Genomic DNA, 16709 nt, shown 5'->3' with positions numbered 1-16709 from the left:
CGCGAGCGGTCGTCTTGACCCTCAATTGGTCAGGCCGATCTCGCGCATCTTGACGTAGACGACCTCGTCGGGCTCGCCCGTTTCCGGCAGGCCGAACAGCGACTGGAATTCCTTGATCGCCGCCTTGGTGCGGGCGCCGACGACGCCGTCGAGTTGCATGTCGTCATTGCCGAATGCCTTCAGGCCGGCCTGGATCTTGACGATGCGGGCATCGGGCGCCTGGGCGGATACCGACGCGGAAACCGGGATGAGCGCAGGCGCGGCCTCGGGCGCGGCAACTCGAGCGGCGGCCATATCCACGGGCCTCGGCACAGGATGCGGGATGCCAGCTGTTGTCTGCTTGGCGCCGAGCTGGTCGAGCAGGACGGCGTCGATCTCACCGGAGGCCGGCAGGCCAACTTTCTGCTGGTATGCCTGGATCGCCTTTTGGGTATTCGGCCCGGAAATGCCGTCGACCGTTCCCGTGTAGAAATCGAGATCCTTCAGGATGCCCTGGACCTGCTCGACGGTCGGGTCGCTTTTGACCGGTGCCGGGCCGGGCCGCAGGATGTTGATGGTGGTTTCGGGTTCGTCCGCGCCGGGGTGCGGAAAACCCTCGATGCTGCGGGTGGCGAAGAAGGCGCCGGCATGCGGAAACGGCTGGTACCACAGCGCGTTGGCGGAAACGTAGAACAGCGTCACCAGGAAGGCGGTCGACCCGCCGACCAGGACCGGATTGCGCGAGATCGCGCCGCCGAGCGCAATCGCGCCGGCCTCGAACGCGCCGCTGCGGCGCTTGACCGCCTTAGGCTGTTTTGCGGAGCGAGCCATTCCTGTCCCCTTTCGCGTCGCCTTTCGTCCTGGTCGCGGGCATCGGCAGCACGCCGTTCCTGTCGGTCGCGCTCCTCTTCGGCCCGTTCACCGGCAGGCTGATCGTGACCGTCGTCCCCTCGCCCGGCATGCTTTCGATCGACATCGTGCCGTCGTGCAGCGCCACCAGGCCCTTGACCAGCGACAGGCCGAGCCCGGTGCCCTCGAAGCGGCGCGTATAGTCATTCTGGATCTGCATGAACGGCTTTCCGAGATTGACAAAATCTTCCTCGGCGATGCCGATGCCGGTGTCCCTGACCCAGAAATGCAGCCGCGAGCCGATCCGCTTGGCGCCGACGACGACATTGCCGCCATCGGGCGTGAACTTGACCGCATTGGAGACGAGGTTGATCAGGATCTGCTGCACGGCACGACGGTCGGCATTGATCTCCCCGGCGTCCGGCGCAATCTGCGCCTGGAGATCGATGTTCTTGGCATTCGCCTGCAGCTGCATCATCGACTGGCACATCTCGACCGCTTCGATGAATCGGAACGGTTCGGGCTCGGTCGCGTAGGCGCCGGCCTCGATCCTCGAGACATCAAGGATGGAGGTGACGACGGCAAGCAGATGCTGGCCCGACTCCTTCACCAGGCTGACATACTCCTTCTGGCGCGGGTCCTTGAAGCCGCCGAACATCTCATGCAGCAGCATGTCGGAAAAACCGATGATGGCGTTGAGCGGCGTCCGAAGCTCATGGCTGACGACCGCCAGGAAGCGGCCCTTTGCCACCTCGGCCGACGCTGCGGCCTCATTGGCGGCAGCAAGCTCGTCGCGCAATTCGGCAGTCTCGTCGTTCTCGCGCAGCAGCAGGGTGAAGGTCTCCTGCTGCTCTTCGGCACGCATCAGTTCGAGCTGAAATGGCCGGTAATTGTCGGCCGTCGAGGCGCTGCCGTCCTGCGGCAGCCTTACCCGAAGATCGAGCCGGCGCGCCAGGGCGCCATCGCGCATGTCGGCAAGCGCGCTGAGATAAGCGACGCGATCGGACAGGTGGATGCGGTCGAACAGCCCGGCGCCGAAAAGCAGTTCCGGCGGCAGCTTCAGGATGGTGCGCGCCTTGGCCGAGGCATCCAGGACCTCGCCATGCCGGGCGACATGCAGGACAACGGCGTCGATCATATCTTCAAGGCGGTCGTTTGGAAGCAGCGCGGGCTGCGCGCGTGCGGCATCGCCGAGGGCTGCGAGCCGGGGAACCAGCGTCAGGCCCCAGGCGAGCGGCAGCAGCCAGTGCCACGCCGCGACTTGCGCCCCTCCGAGCGGGACGACAGAGCCGACAAAGGGCTGCAGCAGCATTGCGGCCAAGGTTGAGAGGCCGCCCCAAAGTGCCGCGCGCTTTGAACCGCCGATCCACCAGGCCTCGAATGGCAGTGCCAGGGCCAGCAGCGCAACCGGCGACGCCAGGCCGCCTGCTGCCGCGACGGCGCCGGCAAGGGCAAGACCGCCGGCGGCAAGGGCAACCTGGGCTGCCAGCGTCATCTTGCCCGACGCCGCCACCAGCAAGGCGGCGAACCAGCAAAGACCGAAGGCGGCGAAAATGGTTGCGACGGTGACGGCGGCGCCCATGCCCGAGGTGACCAGTGTCACCGCCGCACCGGCGGCGAAGAACGGAGCGGCAAGCATGATGCCGATGAACCGGCGCTGGCGCAGGCGATCGCCCTGGCCGATGATGGCCGGATGGACCATGCGTTCGCAACCGGCCGCCAGCGCGCCAGGCAGTTCAATGTATCTGGCAGTTGTCAAACTCAACGCACTCGCACCCGGTCGTGACTGCCCTGCTTTGCAGGTCGCTTTTGCTTGTTTGAAACTCGCATCCAGCGTTTAAGGAATGAATAAGGCTGACCGGAACAACGAGCGCGCTGCGGCAAAAATTGGAGCGCCGGCACCGGAATGCACCGCCATTTGTAGCCATAGTAAACGGAGCGTTATGTGCAAAGGGCGTGCCCGTGGCTGCGAAACCCTGAGCCGGCATGCCTGCTCTTCTGAAGATATCCATGCGCAACAATCGCTTAGATGGTTACTGCAAGGTTAAGAAAATTGCCGGCATTTGAGGCTAATGCACTGCAAAACGCCTCGCTTCGAATTTGCCTAAAATTTGAGGAAAATTTTCGCTGAGCAGGAAAGCCGTCCTTTGCGCCTCATGTGCCATTGTCGCTGATATAAAGAGGTCATTGCGCATGGACGCATGATCCGGTCATTGGACGAGAGGGCAGATCGATGGGCTTTTTGATAAGAATGGCGTTCTGGTTTTCGCTGGTGTTGCTGGCGCTGCCGCTGACCGTCGGCCCCGACGAGGATGGCCGCGAAAGCGTCGGGCCGTTCCAGGCGCTTTTTGCGGCGCGCGAAGCGGTCGGCGACATCGCCGGCATTTGCGAGCGTAAGCCGGACGTCTGCGAAACCGGCAAGTCGGCGATGCATACGATCAGCGCCCGGGCCAAGGAAACCGCCAAGATCGCCGCCGCCATGCTGGACGACAAGAGCGCCGAGACCTCGCCCGATACATCGCTGGCCACCGGCAGCGTCGCCAAGGACATCGTGCTGCCGGCGACAGTCAACATACCTGCCAAGCTGGTGGCGAAGAACTAAACACCGTTTCAGCTGTATCTACAGCGACACCGCAGGCCGGTCGGACCTCTCGATGCCTGCGGTGCTTTTCTTCTTTTTCCGTGACGCCGCAGCCGCGGATGACTATATCCCGAGCAATGGCCACGACGATCCAGACGATCCGCGACGACTTCTCCCTGCTCGACGAGTGGGAAGACCGCTATCGCTATGTGATCGAGCTCGGCGAAGCGCTGCCGCCATTTCCCGACGCCGAACGCAACGCCGCCAACAAGGTGCCGGGCTGCGTCAGCCAGGTCTGGCTGACCACGAGCCGAGCGCCGGGCGCCGATCCGGTCATCACCTTCACAGGCGATTCAGACGCTCATATCGTGCGCGGTCTGGTCGCCATCATGCTGGCGCTGTTTTCGGGACGGACTGCCAGCCAGATCCTTGAAACGGACGCCGAGGCGACGCTGAGGTCGCTTGGCCTCGACGAACATCTGTCGCCGCAGCGGGCCAATGGCCTGCGCTCGATGGTCAAGCGCGTCAAGCGGGACGCCGAGATGGCTCTCAAGCAGACTGCTTGATTGCTCTATCTTCTCTTCTTTCGACGCAATTCCAAGGGAAAGCGCTCGGCAGTTTTCCTGGAATTGTTCTAGGAACAAAAACGGCGCCGTAAGGGGCGCCGTTGATCTTGTCCATTGGAGCCGGTGTTACCGCCCCTTGCGCTTGCGGCCGAGGCCCATCTTCTTGGCCAGCTGCGAACGGGCAGCGGCATAGTTGGGGGCAACCATCGGATAGCTGGCGTCGAGATTCCACTTCTCGCGGTATTCATCGGGCGTCAGACCGTAATGGGTCATCAGGTGGCGCTTCAGCGACTTGAACTTCTTGCCATCTTCAAGGCAGACGATGTAATCGTCATGAACAGAGCGCTTCGGGTTTACCGCAGGCTTCTGCTTGTCGGCCGGAGGCTGTTCGCTTGCTCCGCCCACGCGCCCGAGAGCGGCATGGACATCAGCGATAAGGTTCGGCAATTCGCCGACCGGCACGGGATTGTTGCTGACATAGGCTGCCACCACATCGGCGGTCAGCTCGATCAGCGCATCGCTATTTCTGGAAGGTGTTTCGACGATATCCATGGTTTAGGCCCCAACGAAGGATGTTTCTGTTTGCGCCCTTTTTGGAAGATCGGGCATGGCGCGAATTTCACGCGGGAAGAGCTTCATGGATTCGCGTCCGGGCATCTTAATGAGCCCACAGACAAAGTAAGTCAATTCGCATCTTGCGCTATATTCAACGATATTCATCGAATAGTCGCTCTTCAGCTTCAATCTTTCGTGCACTCTGTAACTTCGCGATATTTTCTGGTCGGACCAGGACTAGCATGACGTAAGGTCACACCACCGCTAAATCAGCAAGGACTCATAAAGTGGGCAGCGATGCTTGGTCTATGCTTCGAGGTTTGGGCGGCTGATTGTCGGATTCGTACCAAACCGCAAGTTGCAAAGCGTTGGCGAAACACGCCGAAGAAGATCTTCGGTCTGACCGGATTCAATACGGCGTGAGGTATTTTCCATAGACCCAGCCACTAACAAAACCACCATTTTGCGCCGGGTCGTGCCAAACTTGACACCATTGATAGCGAATTGCCTGTTTCTGTTTCCAGTGCGGCTGGCCGGCGATCTCCAGAAGATTCAAGCCGCCGGTGCACTTGCCGGTCATCTGCAGGATCGTCCCGTTGGGATAGGCGGCCTGCTTCTGCGAGGTGCCGGACGGATATTTGCGAACGTTGAGCGTGTCGCCGAACGGCACGCCAGCCACTTGCCAAGCGGCGAACGCGGTTGCATGAGACTGGCCGGTGAAAGCCAGAACGGTCGAAGCGACGACGGCGAGAGCCGCAGCGGTGTTGATATGGAAATTCATCATCCTCTCCTTTTGGCTCATCTCCCGAGCCCGCCGCAACCAATACATCCCGGCCCTTGAACCCGCGCTGATCGGCGTGTTCATTTGCCATTCAAGTAATTTCTTCAGTGAGACGCAATGACCAAGACCTCAGCTTTTCCGACCGCCAGCCCGCCGAGCCCCGAGAAACACCCCGTCTTCGACACGCATCACGGCATTACCCGCACAGATGACTATGCCTGGCTGAGGGCCGAGAACTGGCAGGCGATGTTCAGGGACCCTTCCCTGCTTGAGGGCCGCATCCGCGCCCATCTCGAAGCCGAAAACGCCTATCAAGCAGTGCTTATGGCCGATACGCTAGAGCTTCGGAAGCAGCTGTTCGGCGAGATGAAGGGGCGCATCAAGGAAGATGATTCGACGGTGCCGATGAAGGATGGCCCCTATGCTTACGGCTCATCCTTCAAGCTTGGCGGCGAACAGCCCCGCTATTTCCGCATGCCGCGCGATGGCGGCGATGAGCAGATCCTGCTCGATGGCGACGCGGAAGCCGAGGGCAAGCCCTATTTCCGCCTCGGCGGCGTCGACCATTCGGCCGATCACCGCAAGCTGTTGTGGGCGTTCGACGACAAGGGCTCTGAATTCTTCACACTTCGCGTGCGCGATCTCACCAGCGGCAAGGAACTGAGCGACCAGATCGAGGCCACCAGTGGTGGCGGCGTCTGGAATGCCGCCGATGACGGCTTCTTCTACACAAGGCTCGACGACAATCATCGCCCGTCCAAGGTGCTGTTCCACGCGCTCGGCGGCAGCCCCCTTAATGACCGGCTGATTTATGAGGAAACCGATCCCGGCTTCTTCATGGATGTCGGCGGCACGCGCTCCAACGAATGGATCATGATCGGGATCAACGATCACGAAACCTCGGAATATCACCTGATGCGCGCCGATGAGCCTTTCGCCGAGCCAAAGCTGGTGGCAAAGCGCGAGACTGGCCTGCAATATGATCTGGAAGAAGGCGGCGACATCTTCTTCGTCCTCACCAATGCCGACGGCGCCAAGGACTTCAAGATCATGACGGCGCCGGCTGATGACCCGGTTCGCGCCAATTGGGAAGAGCTGGTGGCGCACGAGCCAGGCCGGCTGATCCTGTCGGTGGTCGGCTTCAGGGATCATATGGTCAGGCTCGAGCGCAAGGAAGGGCTGCCGCGCATCGTCGTTCGCGATCGCCGCAGCGGCGAGGAGCATCTGATCTCGTTCGACGAAGAGGCGTTCTCGCTCGGCCTGTCGGGGTCCTATGAATACGACACCGAGATCATGCGCTTCACCTATTCGTCGATGACGACCCCGGCGCAGGTCTTCGACTACAATATGCGCAGCCGCGAGCGTGTGCTGCTGAAGACCCAGGAAGTGCCGTCCGGTCACAATCCGGATCATTATGTCACGCGCCGGTTGATGGCGCCGGCCGCCGATGGCGAACTGGTGCCGGTCTCGCTGCTGCACCACCGCGACACGCCGCTCGATGGCTCCGCACCGTGCCTGCTTTACGGCTACGGCTCTTACGGCATTGCCATTCCGGCGGCGTTCAACACCAACTGGTTCTCGCTGGTCGACCGTGGCTTTGTCTTTGCCATCGCCCATGTCCGCGGCGGCAAGGACAAGGGCTATGGCTGGTATGACGACGGCAAACGGGCGCACAAGATGAACACGTTCACCGATTTCATCGCCGTCGCGCAGCATCTCGTCGCCGAGCGTTACACCCATCACGACCGCATCGTCGCGCAAGGCGGCTCGGCCGGCGGCATGCTGATGGGTGCGATCGCCAACATGGCGCCGCAAAATTTCGGCGCCATCGTTGCCGAGGTTCCCTTTGTCGACGTGCTGACCACGATGCTCGACGCAAGCTTGCCGCTGACGCCGCCGGAGTGGCCGGAATGGGGCAACCCGATCGCGTCGGCGGAAGATTACCAAACGATCGCCGCCTACTCACCCTATGACAATGTCGCCGATCACGACTACCCGCCGATACTGGCGCTGGCCGGCCTCACCGATCCGCGCGTCACCTATTGGGAGCCGGCCAAATGGGTGGCCCGGCTGCGCGAGCGCAAGAGCGGCGACAATCCGGTGCTGTTCAAGATCAACATGGATTCCGGCCATGCCGGCGCCTCCGGCCGCTTTTCAAGGCTGGAGGAGATCGCCTATACCTACTCCTTCGCGCTCAAGGTTACGGCCAAGCCCGAACCCGAGGTTACGGGCAAGGCTGAGAATGCAACGGAGGCGTCGCAATGATCGATCTATCCACCTTGACGGCTTACATAGCGGTTGTGCTTGGCTTTGTGTTTATTCCTGGCCCAGCCACGCTTTTGACGGTCGCGCGCGCGACGAGTTCCGGAACCAGGGTTGGCGTCGCGACGGGCGCGGGCGTCGCGGCTGGCGATGTGTTCCATACCATCATGGCGATGGTCGGCATTTCGGCGATCATCGCCACTTCGGCAACGCTGTTCAGCGTCGTAAAATACATCGGCGCGGCGTATCTGGTTTACCTCGGCATTCGCGCGATCATCGAGAGAATACCGGCCGACCCTACTGCCGGCGCACTCGCGATCTCCGCCAGCAAGGCGTTTCGTCAAGCTGTCCTGACCGAAGTGCTTAATCCAAAGACGGCGCTTTTCTTCCTCGCCTTCCTGCCCCAGTTCGTGCGGCCTGAAAACGGATCGGTGATGCTCCAGCTGATGACGCTGGGCATAATCTTTGTTCTGCTCGGCCTTTTCAGCACAGTCGTCTTTGCCGTGAGTGCGGGCCGGCTCGGCACGTTCCTGCGCCGCAATCCGTCGGTGGTGAAATGGCAAGGCAAGGTGGTTGGCGGCATCTACTGCGCGTTAGGCGTTCGTCTGGCTTTGCAGCAGCGCTGATGTCGATGCGAAAGGCGCGCCTGTCGAGGCGCGCCGGTCGTCACTTTTTGAATTCCGGGCTGCTCATTTTCACTCGCATTTGCAATGGCTGCGCGCTACCCATGCGCGCCACCTTCCAGACCATGACATACGCAAAGGGGCCACTATGTTGCTCGTCGACACCTATCTCGAGAAATCACCGATCCAGGGCATCGGGGTTTTCGCCAGGAACCACATTGCCAAGGGCACGCTGGTCTGGAAGCTCGACCCCAGATTCGACCGGATCATCGACGTCGAGACCTATGAAGGCGAGAGCGGCCCGGTGAAGAACTATCTCGACCGTTATTCCTATCCAGACCGCCGGGATCCGAACTACATCGTCTTCGAAGCCGACGACGCCCGCTACATGAACCATGACGACGAACCGAATTGCGATGTCTCCTCGCCCGAGGAAACCTATGCCTTGCGCGACATCGCACCCGGCGAGGAACTGACCTGCAATTACAGCCATTTCTTCGAGACGGGCTTCGACTTCCTCGGCGATCGCCACCTGTAGATGGCCACCTGTAGCCGGGATCACTTGGCCGGCTTGCTGCGCACCGGGTAGCCGTTGGGATGTGGCGGCACCGCCTTGAGATAGGCGGCTATCGCCGCGCGATCTGCCGGCGGCAGTTCGGCCATGTTGCGCTGCACGTCGACCATGGCGCCGCCGACCGAATCGAAATCAGGGGTAAAACCGGTTTCGAGATAGTTGGCGATGTCGGCTTCCGACCAGTCACCGAGCCCGCCTTCGCCCGATGTGATGTTCGGCACGATGCCGCTGCCTTCGGCGGCCGCCGCGCCAGCCAGCCACTGGCTCTTCCTGGTGCCGCCGGTGACATCGCGCGGCGTGTGGCATTCGCCGCAATGGCCGGGCCCCTCGACCAGATAGCGGCCGGCGAGTACCAGATCAGGCGTGCCATCGGCAAAGGCAGTCACCGGCTCCTTGCTGAGATGGAGCCGCTTCCACAGGCCGAGGCCGCGGCGGATGTTGAAGGGGAAAGTCAGGGAATTGTCGGGCGCCTTGCCGGCGACCGCCGGCAGCGTCTTCAGGAACGCATAGAGATCGGCAATATCAGCCGGCTTCATGCGGGCGTAGGACGCGTAGGGAAAGGCTGGATAGAAATGCTCGCCCGACGGCGACACGCCCTTCAGCATGGCGTTGGCAAGGTCCTCGACCGTCCAGGCGCCGATGCCGTCCTTGGGATCCTGCGAGATGTTGGGCGGCACGAAGGTGCCGAACGGCGTCTTGAGCTCGAGGCCGCCGACCAGTTGCAAACGGCCGTCGCCTTGCGAGCCCGGCTTGGCGTGACAGGAGGTGCAGCCGCCGGCATTGAAAATGCGCCTGCCCCTGGCGGCGTCGCCGGGGCCGAGCTGCGCCAGGGTGTCAGTGTCGAGCTTGACCGGCGCCGACAACAGCCAGCCGGCGCCGGCACCGACGACGCCCAGGACAAGGGCGGCGCCGACAAATTTTTTCCACAAGGGCATTGCCCGGGATCAGCTCTTCTTCACCCGATAGGTCTTGTGGCAGGTGCCGCAATCACTGCCGAGCGTATCGATCTGCGCCTTCAGCGCATCGACATCGGCGGGTGCGGCGGCGACTGCGGCCTTGACGTCGGCGAGGTACTTGTCTTCGGTCGATTTGAAGCCCGCCATGTCTTTCCAGATTTTGGGCGAGGCGGTGGTATCACCGCTGTCGCTGCCGGGCGGGAACAGCGTATCGACATCGAACTTTTCCGCGTTGACCTGCAGCGCCTGCAGCGCCGTCAGCACGGCGGCGGCATCGAAGTCCGCTTCGCCCTTGGCGATCTTCGACAGGCCGCCGACAATCTTGCCTCGTTCCTTCATCAGTCCCTGTCGGTCGAGGATCGGGTCGGCAAAAGCCGCCGAGGCGGCAAGGCTGAGCATAGAGATGGCGATAACAAGCTTTCTCATTCAATTGGCTCCAGGATGATGAGGGGTCGCGACCTAACGTTAACGGAGGGCGGGCCGGGATTATTCCCTGTCCGCCGGCCGGATTCTGCCGAATTTTGTGTGCCTGCTGCTTCAGCTGAGAAAGAAAAGCCCCGGAGTACCGGGGCTTCTCTGGGTCGATCAGGCTCTTACAGCGCCGCGCGCCATTCCTGGCGCGCAAAGGACGCTGTAACGCTTTGATTTTGCGCATGATCCTTTCCGAAGATCGAAGACGATTTTCGGGGTCATGCGCGACCCTCTTCGTACATTTCAAGGACATGGTCCCAGTTGATGAGGCTGTCGACGAAGGCCTCGAGATATTTCGGCCGCGCGTTGCGGTAGTCGATGTAGTAGGAATGTTCCCAGACATCGACGCCGAGGATCGGCGATGCGCCATGGACGAGCGGGTTCTCGCCGTTCGGCGTCTTGGAGATCGCCAGCTTGCCGTCCTTGACCGAGACCCAGGCCCAGCCCGAACCGAACTGCGTGGTGCCGGCGGCGATGAAGTCGGCCTTGAACTTGTCGTAGCCGCCGAGGTCGGCGTCGAAAGCCTTCTGCAGGGCGCCCGGAAGCTTGTTGCCGCCGCCGCCCTTCTTCATCCACTTCCAGAAATGGATGTGGTTGTAGTGCTGGGCTGCGTTGTTGAAGAGGCCGGCATTCTTGCCGAACGACTGTTTGACCACCTCTTCGACCGACAGATCGCCAAGGCCCGCTTCGGCGGCCAGCTTGTTGCCGTTGTCGACATAAGCCTTGTGGTGCTTGTCGTGGTGATACTCCAGCGTCTCCTTCGACATGTAAGGCTGCAAGGCCTCGTAGTCGTAGGGCAAGGCGGGCAATTCAAAAGCCATCGGTCATACTCCTCATGGAAAAATCCGGTGCGGATACCGGATTAAGATAGGGCTGCATTGATCTGGAACAACTCCGGAATGAAGCGCCAATTGCCTTTTAGCGGCTCAACCGGCGGAAGTCGAATGCGCCCATTCCCAATAAAGGTCGCGCGCTTTCTTGGCCACCGGCCCGGGCTGCAGATCGCGGTCCTCGATGCGGGTGATCGGCACGACCTTGGAATGATTTCCGGTCGAAAATATCTCGTCGGCTTCAAGAAAGTCGCGCACCGACAGCATCTTCTCCGTGGTGTTGAAGCCGTAATCGCCAAGCAGCGTCATGGTGCGCGAGCGGGTGATGCCGGACAGGAAGGTGCCGTTGGGCGCCGGCGTCAACACGTGGCTGTCCTTGACCAGGAAGATGTTCGAGGTTCCGGTCTCGGCGACATTGCCCAGCATGTCCAGCACCAGCGCATTGTCGAAGCCGCGTCCCTTGGCTTCGAGAATGGCGCGGCCATTGTTGGGATAGAGGCAGCCGGCCTTGGCATTGGTCGGCATGGTCTCGATGGTCGGCCGCCGGAACGGCGACACGGTGATCGAAAAGCCGGTCGGCGAGATCATCGGCGATTCGTAAAGGCAGAGGCAGAAACGGGTCGAGGCCGGATCGGCCGGCACGCCCATATAGCCGCCATGCTCGGCCCAGTACATCGGCCTGATGTAGACCGCTGTCTTGCCGTCGAACTTCTTCAGCCCGTCCCAGGTCAGGCCGACGATCTGGTCGACGTTCATCGATGGCGCGAGGCCGAGCGCGATCGCCGAGGCGTTCACTCTGGCGGCATGCAGTTCGAGATCGGGGGCGACGCCTTCGAACCAGCGGGCGCCGTCGAAGACGCTGGTGCCGAGCCACATGGCGTGGCTGCGCGGACCCAGAATGGCGACGTTGCCTTCGTACCAGTCGCCGTCGACGAAGGTCCATGTCGCCGATAGCGCCGCAGTCGCCAGTGTCATTGTTCGGTTCCGCTTCAAAGCTGCCTGTGCCAAGCATTGGAAGATGCTTTGACCGGCGCCGTCAACCGGCATGGAGCGGTTTTTGTTGAGGCCAGAGCGCCCAACAAAGCGATCAAGACTACAATCGATGCTTGCACCTTGCGCCGCCTGCCCTCAAAACTGTCGCCATGCATTACGCGGCTTACGTTTTCGACGCCTATGGCACGTTGTTCGACGTGCACGCAGCCGTGCGCCGTCATGACGGCGAGATCGGCCCCGACGGCCCGCTGCTTTCGGAAATCTGGCGCGCCAAGCAGCTGGAATATTCCTGGGTGCGCACGCTGATGGGCGGCTATGCCGATTTCTGGCAGCTCACCGAACAGGCGCTCGATTTCGCCCTGCTCAAGGTTCCCTCCGCCGACAAGGGACTGAAGGCCAAGCTGCTCGAAGCCTATTGGCGGCTCGACTGCTATCCGGAAGTGCCGGCCGTGCTCAAGGCGCTGAAAGCATCCGGCGCCAAGCTCGCAATCCTGTCCAACGGCTCGCCCGAGATGCTGGAAGCGGCGGTCAAGTCGGCCGCCCTCGACCAGGTGCTGGACGATATCTTTTCGGTCGACGCCGTCAGGCGCTTCAAGACCGACCCGTCGACCTACGACATGGTGGCGACGGGCTGGCGGCTCTATCCGGGCGCCGTCTCGTTCCAGTCGTCCAACCGCTGGGACATCGCCGGCGCCACCAAATTCGGCTTTCGCACCGTCTGGATCAACCGCGCCAACCAGCCCGAGGAATACCGGGATTTCCCGCCGGCGCTGATCCTGCCGTCGCTTGAAGGCCTGCTGACCGGCGGCTGATCACTCTGTTGCCTTCGAGCAACAGTGGCAGGGCGGTCACAGCTTCGCCTTTGTTTGTCCACCCTCAGGCCAGAATCGGAACCGCCTATCGCGTCAGGCATTGGGGGAGGCCGACCACTGCGCCGCTTGAAGGCATTCACGCTTTCTTGCGATTCGAGACTTAAAAAAGGCAACCATGTTGAAGACCGAAATCGACCCCTATCGCCTGAGCCGTCGCGGCTTTCTGAATGCTGCAGCCCTTGGCGCCGCTTCGATTGCGGTCTCCGCCTGCACCACCACCGGCCCGGCGCCGGCGCCGGTCGAACCGCCACCGCCGACCTATGACGAGCCGCCGCTCGGCGACTATGCGACGATGTACGGCCCGATTTCCGACAGCGGGTTCGAGCTCCCGGCCATCCCGATCAAGAAGATGGACCCGCAGTTCCTGCGCCAGATCGTTCCCGATCCGACCGGCCAGCGGCCAGGCACCATCATCGTCGATACGACCAACCATTTCCTCTATCTGGTGCGCGAAGGCGGCCAGGCGATCCGTTACGGCGTCGGCCTCGGCCGCGCCGGCTTCGAATGGTCGGGAGACGCCGTCGTCCAGTGGAAGCAGAAATGGCCGAAATGGACGCCGCCCGATGAGATGGTTGCCCGCCAGCCTGAACTGGAAGAATACAGCGCCAAGAACGGCGGCATGCCCGGCGGCCTCAAGAACCCGCTCGGCGCCCGCGCGCTCTACCTGTTCCACGACAACGTCGACACGCTCTACCGCCTGCATGGCTCGCCGGAATGGAACTCGATCGGCAAATCCGTCTCGTCAGGCTGCGTGCGCCTGATAAATCAGGACATCATCGACCTCTACGACCGCGTGCCGTCGAAGAGCCCGGTCATCGTGACGTCCGACATCGGCCAGCCGATGGCGGCGGGCGCAAACCGCAGAGCCATCCCGATCGATGGCGGGGTGCCGGATGGCTCGGTCCTGCTCGGCCCGGTGACCTGATCGACTTCATCGATGTCATGAAGCGGCAGGTTCGCCGCTCCATGCGGCAAACCCCCGCCAGGATTCCGATAGCTTTACGCGAATGCCTGGGGTTCGCATCCAAGATATGCAATGCCGGCAACAGGAGGCCAAAAAAGACGTCCAGACGAACCATGGAGCCGCTGCAATCGGGGCGGCCATGCCCTGTCAATCTCGACGCTGCTGTGTTTCGTTACCGATTGATGTATATTAGACGGGTGTATGATTGCAGAGACATACATTTCATTAGATCATTGATGGCGGGGGAACGCCGATGGTGGGATTTGATTTCGATAGTCCGCCTGCCGACGGCGCCGAGGCCAACCTTTCGGCCGAATGCGAGCGGCAATTGCTGCCGCTCGTCCGCGGAATTGTCGAGGCGGCGGTTGCCGCCGGGTGGAGCCAGGAAGACGTTCTTCTGGCCATGGTCGAGCTGTCCTGGGATCTGTACGAGAAACGCCGAGGCGATCTTTAGCAGGCCTGCGTGAGCCGGATAATTCCGTAGCGCCGGCCAAGCCAGGCCATGTTTTTCTCGCGCGAACTTTTTTCTTCACCTACAATGTTTTTTCTATCCGCGGGATGCGCTACGCTGCCTTTGGGCAGGACTATGGGGGATACAAATTACCGTCCGGATTTCCGGGTTGGCTGTTTGCACGGCACGGAATTTCGATGGGCTGGCAAAGCGGCTGAGGCAAGGCTGAATGAAAAATGCGGGCGAGGTTCAGGAACGCAGCGCAGGCGCCGATCGGGTCGATCGGCACGCCCTCGACACAATCCCCGAAAATGCCAATCCCAGAAGAGCAACCATGCGAGGGAGCGGGATATGCTCTGTCCGCAGCCCTGGATCGCTCCCGGAGGGTCGCCATCGCCGAAGTCGCCTACCTCGCGGGATTTTCGGATCAAGGCCATTTGGCCACCGCCATGAAGAAGCACAAGGGAAAGAAGCCATGGTTCGGGCGATAACTGCTGCTGGATCGTCCGTGGCGATGACAGATAGTCGACCAGCTCTGTCAATGGCCGCGCGATCTATATTCAGAATACAACGCTGGATTGTGACGGCGCACTGTGCACAATAACTAGGCTAAAAATGGTAAGATAAGATCGGAAAATATTCAGGTAGCCTTGGCTAAAAATTCAAACCTGTAAATTTATAGTCAAAATCCTGGTAAAATTTTCGCTTGAGCTCAAATTCTTCTTTTCAATATAAAGCAGCATCTGTAGGATTCGAAGGAACGCCCAGGAGCAAACGTGAATTCTGGGCGCCTCGATACAGCACAGGATTGGATTGATCGGCGCAGCAGTGGCAGAGACGAAGATGCAACATAGAGGCAACGTCCAGGAAAGCGCCGGGACAGAGCGGCGGCGCGCGGATCGTCGCATCTTCGACGGAATTCCGGAAAGCGCGGGGCGCTACCTGGTCACGTTTCGAGGCGGCGCGGCTCATGTCGTTCATCGGCCGGGATCACACACATTCAAAGCGGCGGAACATTTCGCTTCGGTTCTGCTTACACCCTCACCAGGGATAGCGGCATCGCTGGGCAGCGACAAAGTCCACGAATACGACGGCGACGTCGGTATGATCATGGTCGTCCCAGCCGATCTCGGCGGCAAGGTGACCAGGTCATCCACCACGGAAAGCGCAATCGTGGCGCTCACCCCCGAGAGTCTCTTCGAGCTGGCAACGCGTGAATTCGACACCGGCCATGCCGAGCTTCAACCGCCGCCGTACGGGACCGTCGACTTCCAGGCGCTGCAACTCGCGCAGTTGCTAAAGGCGGAACTGACGGATCGGGAAACTCCAAACGACTTCTATGTCGATTCGTTGGTCACCATGTTCGGCGTCCATTTGCTTCGGAACTACGCAGGAGCGCGAAAGTTGCCACAAGCCCCAAAGGGCGGTCTGTCGAACCGCAGCGCCCGGCGGGTGCGGGAATTCCTGGAGGTAAATTTTTCCAGCAAGATCGCGGTGGCCGAGCTGGCCGCACTCTGTGGCCTGTCGCCGAGCCATTTCATCCTGGCATTCACCAAGACTTTTGGCGAGCCGCCGCACAAATATCTGCTGCGGCTGCGTCTCGATTTCGCCGAAAAACTTCTCATCGAGAGCGACCTGTCGATTGCGGAAGTCGCTCATCTCAGTGGATTCTCGGACCAGAGCCACTTGACAGTCACCATGTCCAGATACCGGAACAGAACCCCCAGGCAGGTGAAGCTGCAACGTTAACGCTTGTTGCGGCGCGCATGATTGTCCGTGGCGATACCTCGATTGATCTTCAGTATAGTCGAAGGTTGTGTGGCAGAGCAGTCACAGTCGTCGCGCAGGGACCAAATACCGGATTTTCCTACAAAGATTCCGGATTATTCCAAAATACCTGCACCGCGAATGTGCTCATGGTCGCGATGGAAGTCATTTGGGGCGGGGGAGCAACCAGATGATACAGCATGTCGGATTGTCCCATGGACATTCAATTCGCGGAAATCGAGGTCTTCGCGCCTAAGGCCGAAGCGGCCTGGGCTGCACTGCAACGCCAATACGCCAGCCGGATCAGCGCTGCGGAACTCGACCATCTCCTGGCCTGTTTCGTGCTTGGACTGACCTCTCCGGCTTGTGGTGAAGGCGATCCGGGATTTCATTTCGATCTCTGCCGCGCGCTGGTGGCGGTAAGCCTGCCGCCGGAACGGACGGAGGCTGCACTGCATACGGTTCCAGAACCGACGCAGCCATGGGTCGCGAGCGCCTATCAGCTGATTGAAAAACAAGGCGCGAAGGTCGGTCTCTCGTTGCGGGAGAAGACGCGCAATTTCGAAGATTTTTTGGCCACCGAGGCGAATGGTGCGGCACATCAGAGCGCCTCGGCAATTGCGAGGAAAAACTAG

18 protein-coding genes are annotated in these 16709 nt (G+C 61.1%); 10 read left to right on the top strand and 8 right to left on the bottom strand.

Translation table 11 applies throughout. From position 1 onward, the window contains the following. Positions 1 to 21 precede the first annotated feature (21 nt). Positions 22 to 810, bottom strand: a complete 789-nt coding sequence (locus NKI88_RS22975; protein ID WP_352514203.1) for a peptidoglycan-binding domain-containing protein — start codon at positions 808 to 810, stop codon at positions 22 to 24. Beyond that, positions 785 to 2530, bottom strand: a complete 1746-nt coding sequence (locus tag NKI88_RS22970) for a sensor histidine kinase (RefSeq protein ID WP_352514274.1) — start codon at positions 2528 to 2530, stop codon at positions 785 to 787. The genes NKI88_RS22975 and NKI88_RS22970 overlap by 26 nt, the downstream gene beginning before the upstream one ends. Before the next feature lie 531 nt (positions 2531 to 3061). On the opposite strand from NKI88_RS22970, the gene NKI88_RS22965 reads away from it, so the two are divergent. Beyond that, a complete protein-coding gene (locus NKI88_RS22965; RefSeq protein ID WP_023684546.1) occupies positions 3062 to 3430 on the top strand; it encodes a DUF5330 domain-containing protein in 369 nt (122 codons plus the stop codon). Positions 3431 to 3546: 116 nt separating this feature from the next. Further along, positions 3547 to 3975: a SufE family protein gene (locus tag NKI88_RS22960; protein WP_023673679.1), complete on the top strand. Its 429-nt coding sequence runs from the start codon at positions 3547 to 3549 to the stop codon at positions 3973 to 3975. 126 nt (positions 3976 to 4101) lie between these two features. On the opposite strand, the gene NKI88_RS22955 is transcribed toward NKI88_RS22960, so the two are convergent. Both NKI88_RS22955 and NKI88_RS22950 read right to left on the bottom strand, forming a co-directional pair. Beyond that, positions 4102 to 4527 carry a Ros/MucR family transcriptional regulator gene (locus NKI88_RS22955; RefSeq protein WP_023673680.1) on the bottom strand — a complete coding sequence of 142 codons (426 nt, stop codon included), beginning with the start codon at positions 4525 to 4527 and terminating at the stop codon, positions 4102 to 4104. A gap of 412 nt (positions 4528 to 4939) precedes the next feature. Then, entirely contained in the window at positions 4940 to 5314 is a 375-nt protein-coding gene (locus tag NKI88_RS22950) for an SH3 domain-containing protein (RefSeq protein WP_023702200.1), read from the bottom strand. A 114-nt stretch (positions 5315 to 5428) separates the two neighbouring features. On the opposite strand from NKI88_RS22950, the gene NKI88_RS22945 reads away from it, so the two are divergent. The 3 genes from NKI88_RS22945 (at position 5429) to NKI88_RS22935 (ending at position 8734) form a co-directional block, all read left to right on the top strand. After that, the gene (locus tag NKI88_RS22945; protein WP_352657419.1) at positions 5429 to 7576 is read left to right on the top strand and encodes a S9 family peptidase; all 2148 of its coding nucleotides are present in this window, start codon (positions 5429 to 5431) and stop codon (positions 7574 to 7576) included. Beyond that, entirely contained in the window at positions 7573 to 8199 is a 627-nt protein-coding gene (locus NKI88_RS22940; protein ID WP_023692796.1) for a LysE family translocator, read from the top strand. Before NKI88_RS22945 ends, NKI88_RS22940 begins: the two co-directional genes overlap by 4 nt. A gap of 145 nt (positions 8200 to 8344) precedes the next feature. Continuing rightward, positions 8345 to 8734, top strand: a complete 390-nt coding sequence (locus NKI88_RS22935) for an SET domain-containing protein (protein ID WP_023673684.1) — start codon at positions 8345 to 8347, stop codon at positions 8732 to 8734. 20 nt (positions 8735 to 8754) lie between these two features. Here the strand turns inward: NKI88_RS22935 and NKI88_RS22930 are convergent, their stop codons facing one another. The 4 genes from NKI88_RS22930 to NKI88_RS22915 all read right to left on the bottom strand — a co-directional run bounded on the left by NKI88_RS22930 (position 8755) and on the right by NKI88_RS22915 (position 12002). After that, positions 8755 to 9705 carry a cytochrome c gene (locus NKI88_RS22930; protein WP_352657416.1) on the bottom strand — a complete coding sequence of 317 codons (951 nt, stop codon included), beginning with the start codon at positions 9703 to 9705 and terminating at the stop codon, positions 8755 to 8757. 9 nt (positions 9706 to 9714) lie between these two features. Next, positions 9715 to 10152, bottom strand: coding sequence for a c-type cytochrome (locus tag NKI88_RS22925; protein WP_352657414.1), 438 nt, complete (start codon positions 10150 to 10152; stop codon positions 9715 to 9717). Positions 10153 to 10415: 263 nt separating this feature from the next. Then, the gene (locus NKI88_RS22920) at positions 10416 to 11018 is read right to left on the bottom strand and encodes a superoxide dismutase (protein ID WP_352657411.1); all 603 of its coding nucleotides are present in this window, start codon (positions 11016 to 11018) and stop codon (positions 10416 to 10418) included. A gap of 105 nt (positions 11019 to 11123) precedes the next feature. Next, positions 11124 to 12002 (bottom strand): branched-chain amino acid aminotransferase, encoded by an 879-nt coding sequence (locus tag NKI88_RS22915; RefSeq protein WP_023747501.1) that lies wholly within the window; start codon positions 12000 to 12002, stop codon positions 11124 to 11126. A gap of 167 nt (positions 12003 to 12169) precedes the next feature. Here NKI88_RS22915 and NKI88_RS22910 point away from each other — a divergent pair, with 167 nt between their 5' ends. From NKI88_RS22910 to NKI88_RS22890, 5 genes are all read left to right on the top strand, one after another. Further along, entirely contained in the window at positions 12170 to 12832 is a 663-nt protein-coding gene (locus tag NKI88_RS22910) for a haloacid dehalogenase type II (RefSeq protein ID WP_023834440.1), read from the top strand. A gap of 175 nt (positions 12833 to 13007) precedes the next feature. Beyond that, complete coding sequence (locus tag NKI88_RS22905; protein ID WP_023735542.1) at positions 13008 to 13817, top strand: L,D-transpeptidase; 810 nt, start codon at positions 13008 to 13010, stop codon at positions 13815 to 13817. A 292-nt stretch (positions 13818 to 14109) separates the two neighbouring features. Then, entirely contained in the window at positions 14110 to 14310 is a 201-nt protein-coding gene (locus NKI88_RS22900) for a hypothetical protein (RefSeq protein ID WP_023684556.1), read from the top strand. An 810-nt stretch (positions 14311 to 15120) separates the two neighbouring features. Then, positions 15121 to 16056 carry a helix-turn-helix domain-containing protein gene (locus NKI88_RS22895; RefSeq protein ID WP_352657406.1) on the top strand — a complete coding sequence of 312 codons (936 nt, stop codon included), beginning with the start codon at positions 15121 to 15123 and terminating at the stop codon, positions 16054 to 16056. Between the two features lie 233 nt (positions 16057 to 16289). Beyond that, a complete protein-coding gene (locus NKI88_RS22890; RefSeq protein WP_023687221.1) occupies positions 16290 to 16709 on the top strand; it encodes a hypothetical protein in 420 nt (139 codons plus the stop codon).

Source organism: Mesorhizobium sp. M0317, from assembly GCF_040321555.1.
Taxonomy (GTDB): Bacteria; Pseudomonadota; Alphaproteobacteria; order Rhizobiales; family Rhizobiaceae; genus Mesorhizobium.
Note: the sequence above shows the minus strand (reverse complement) of the source record. Positions and strands in the feature narration are given on the sequence as shown.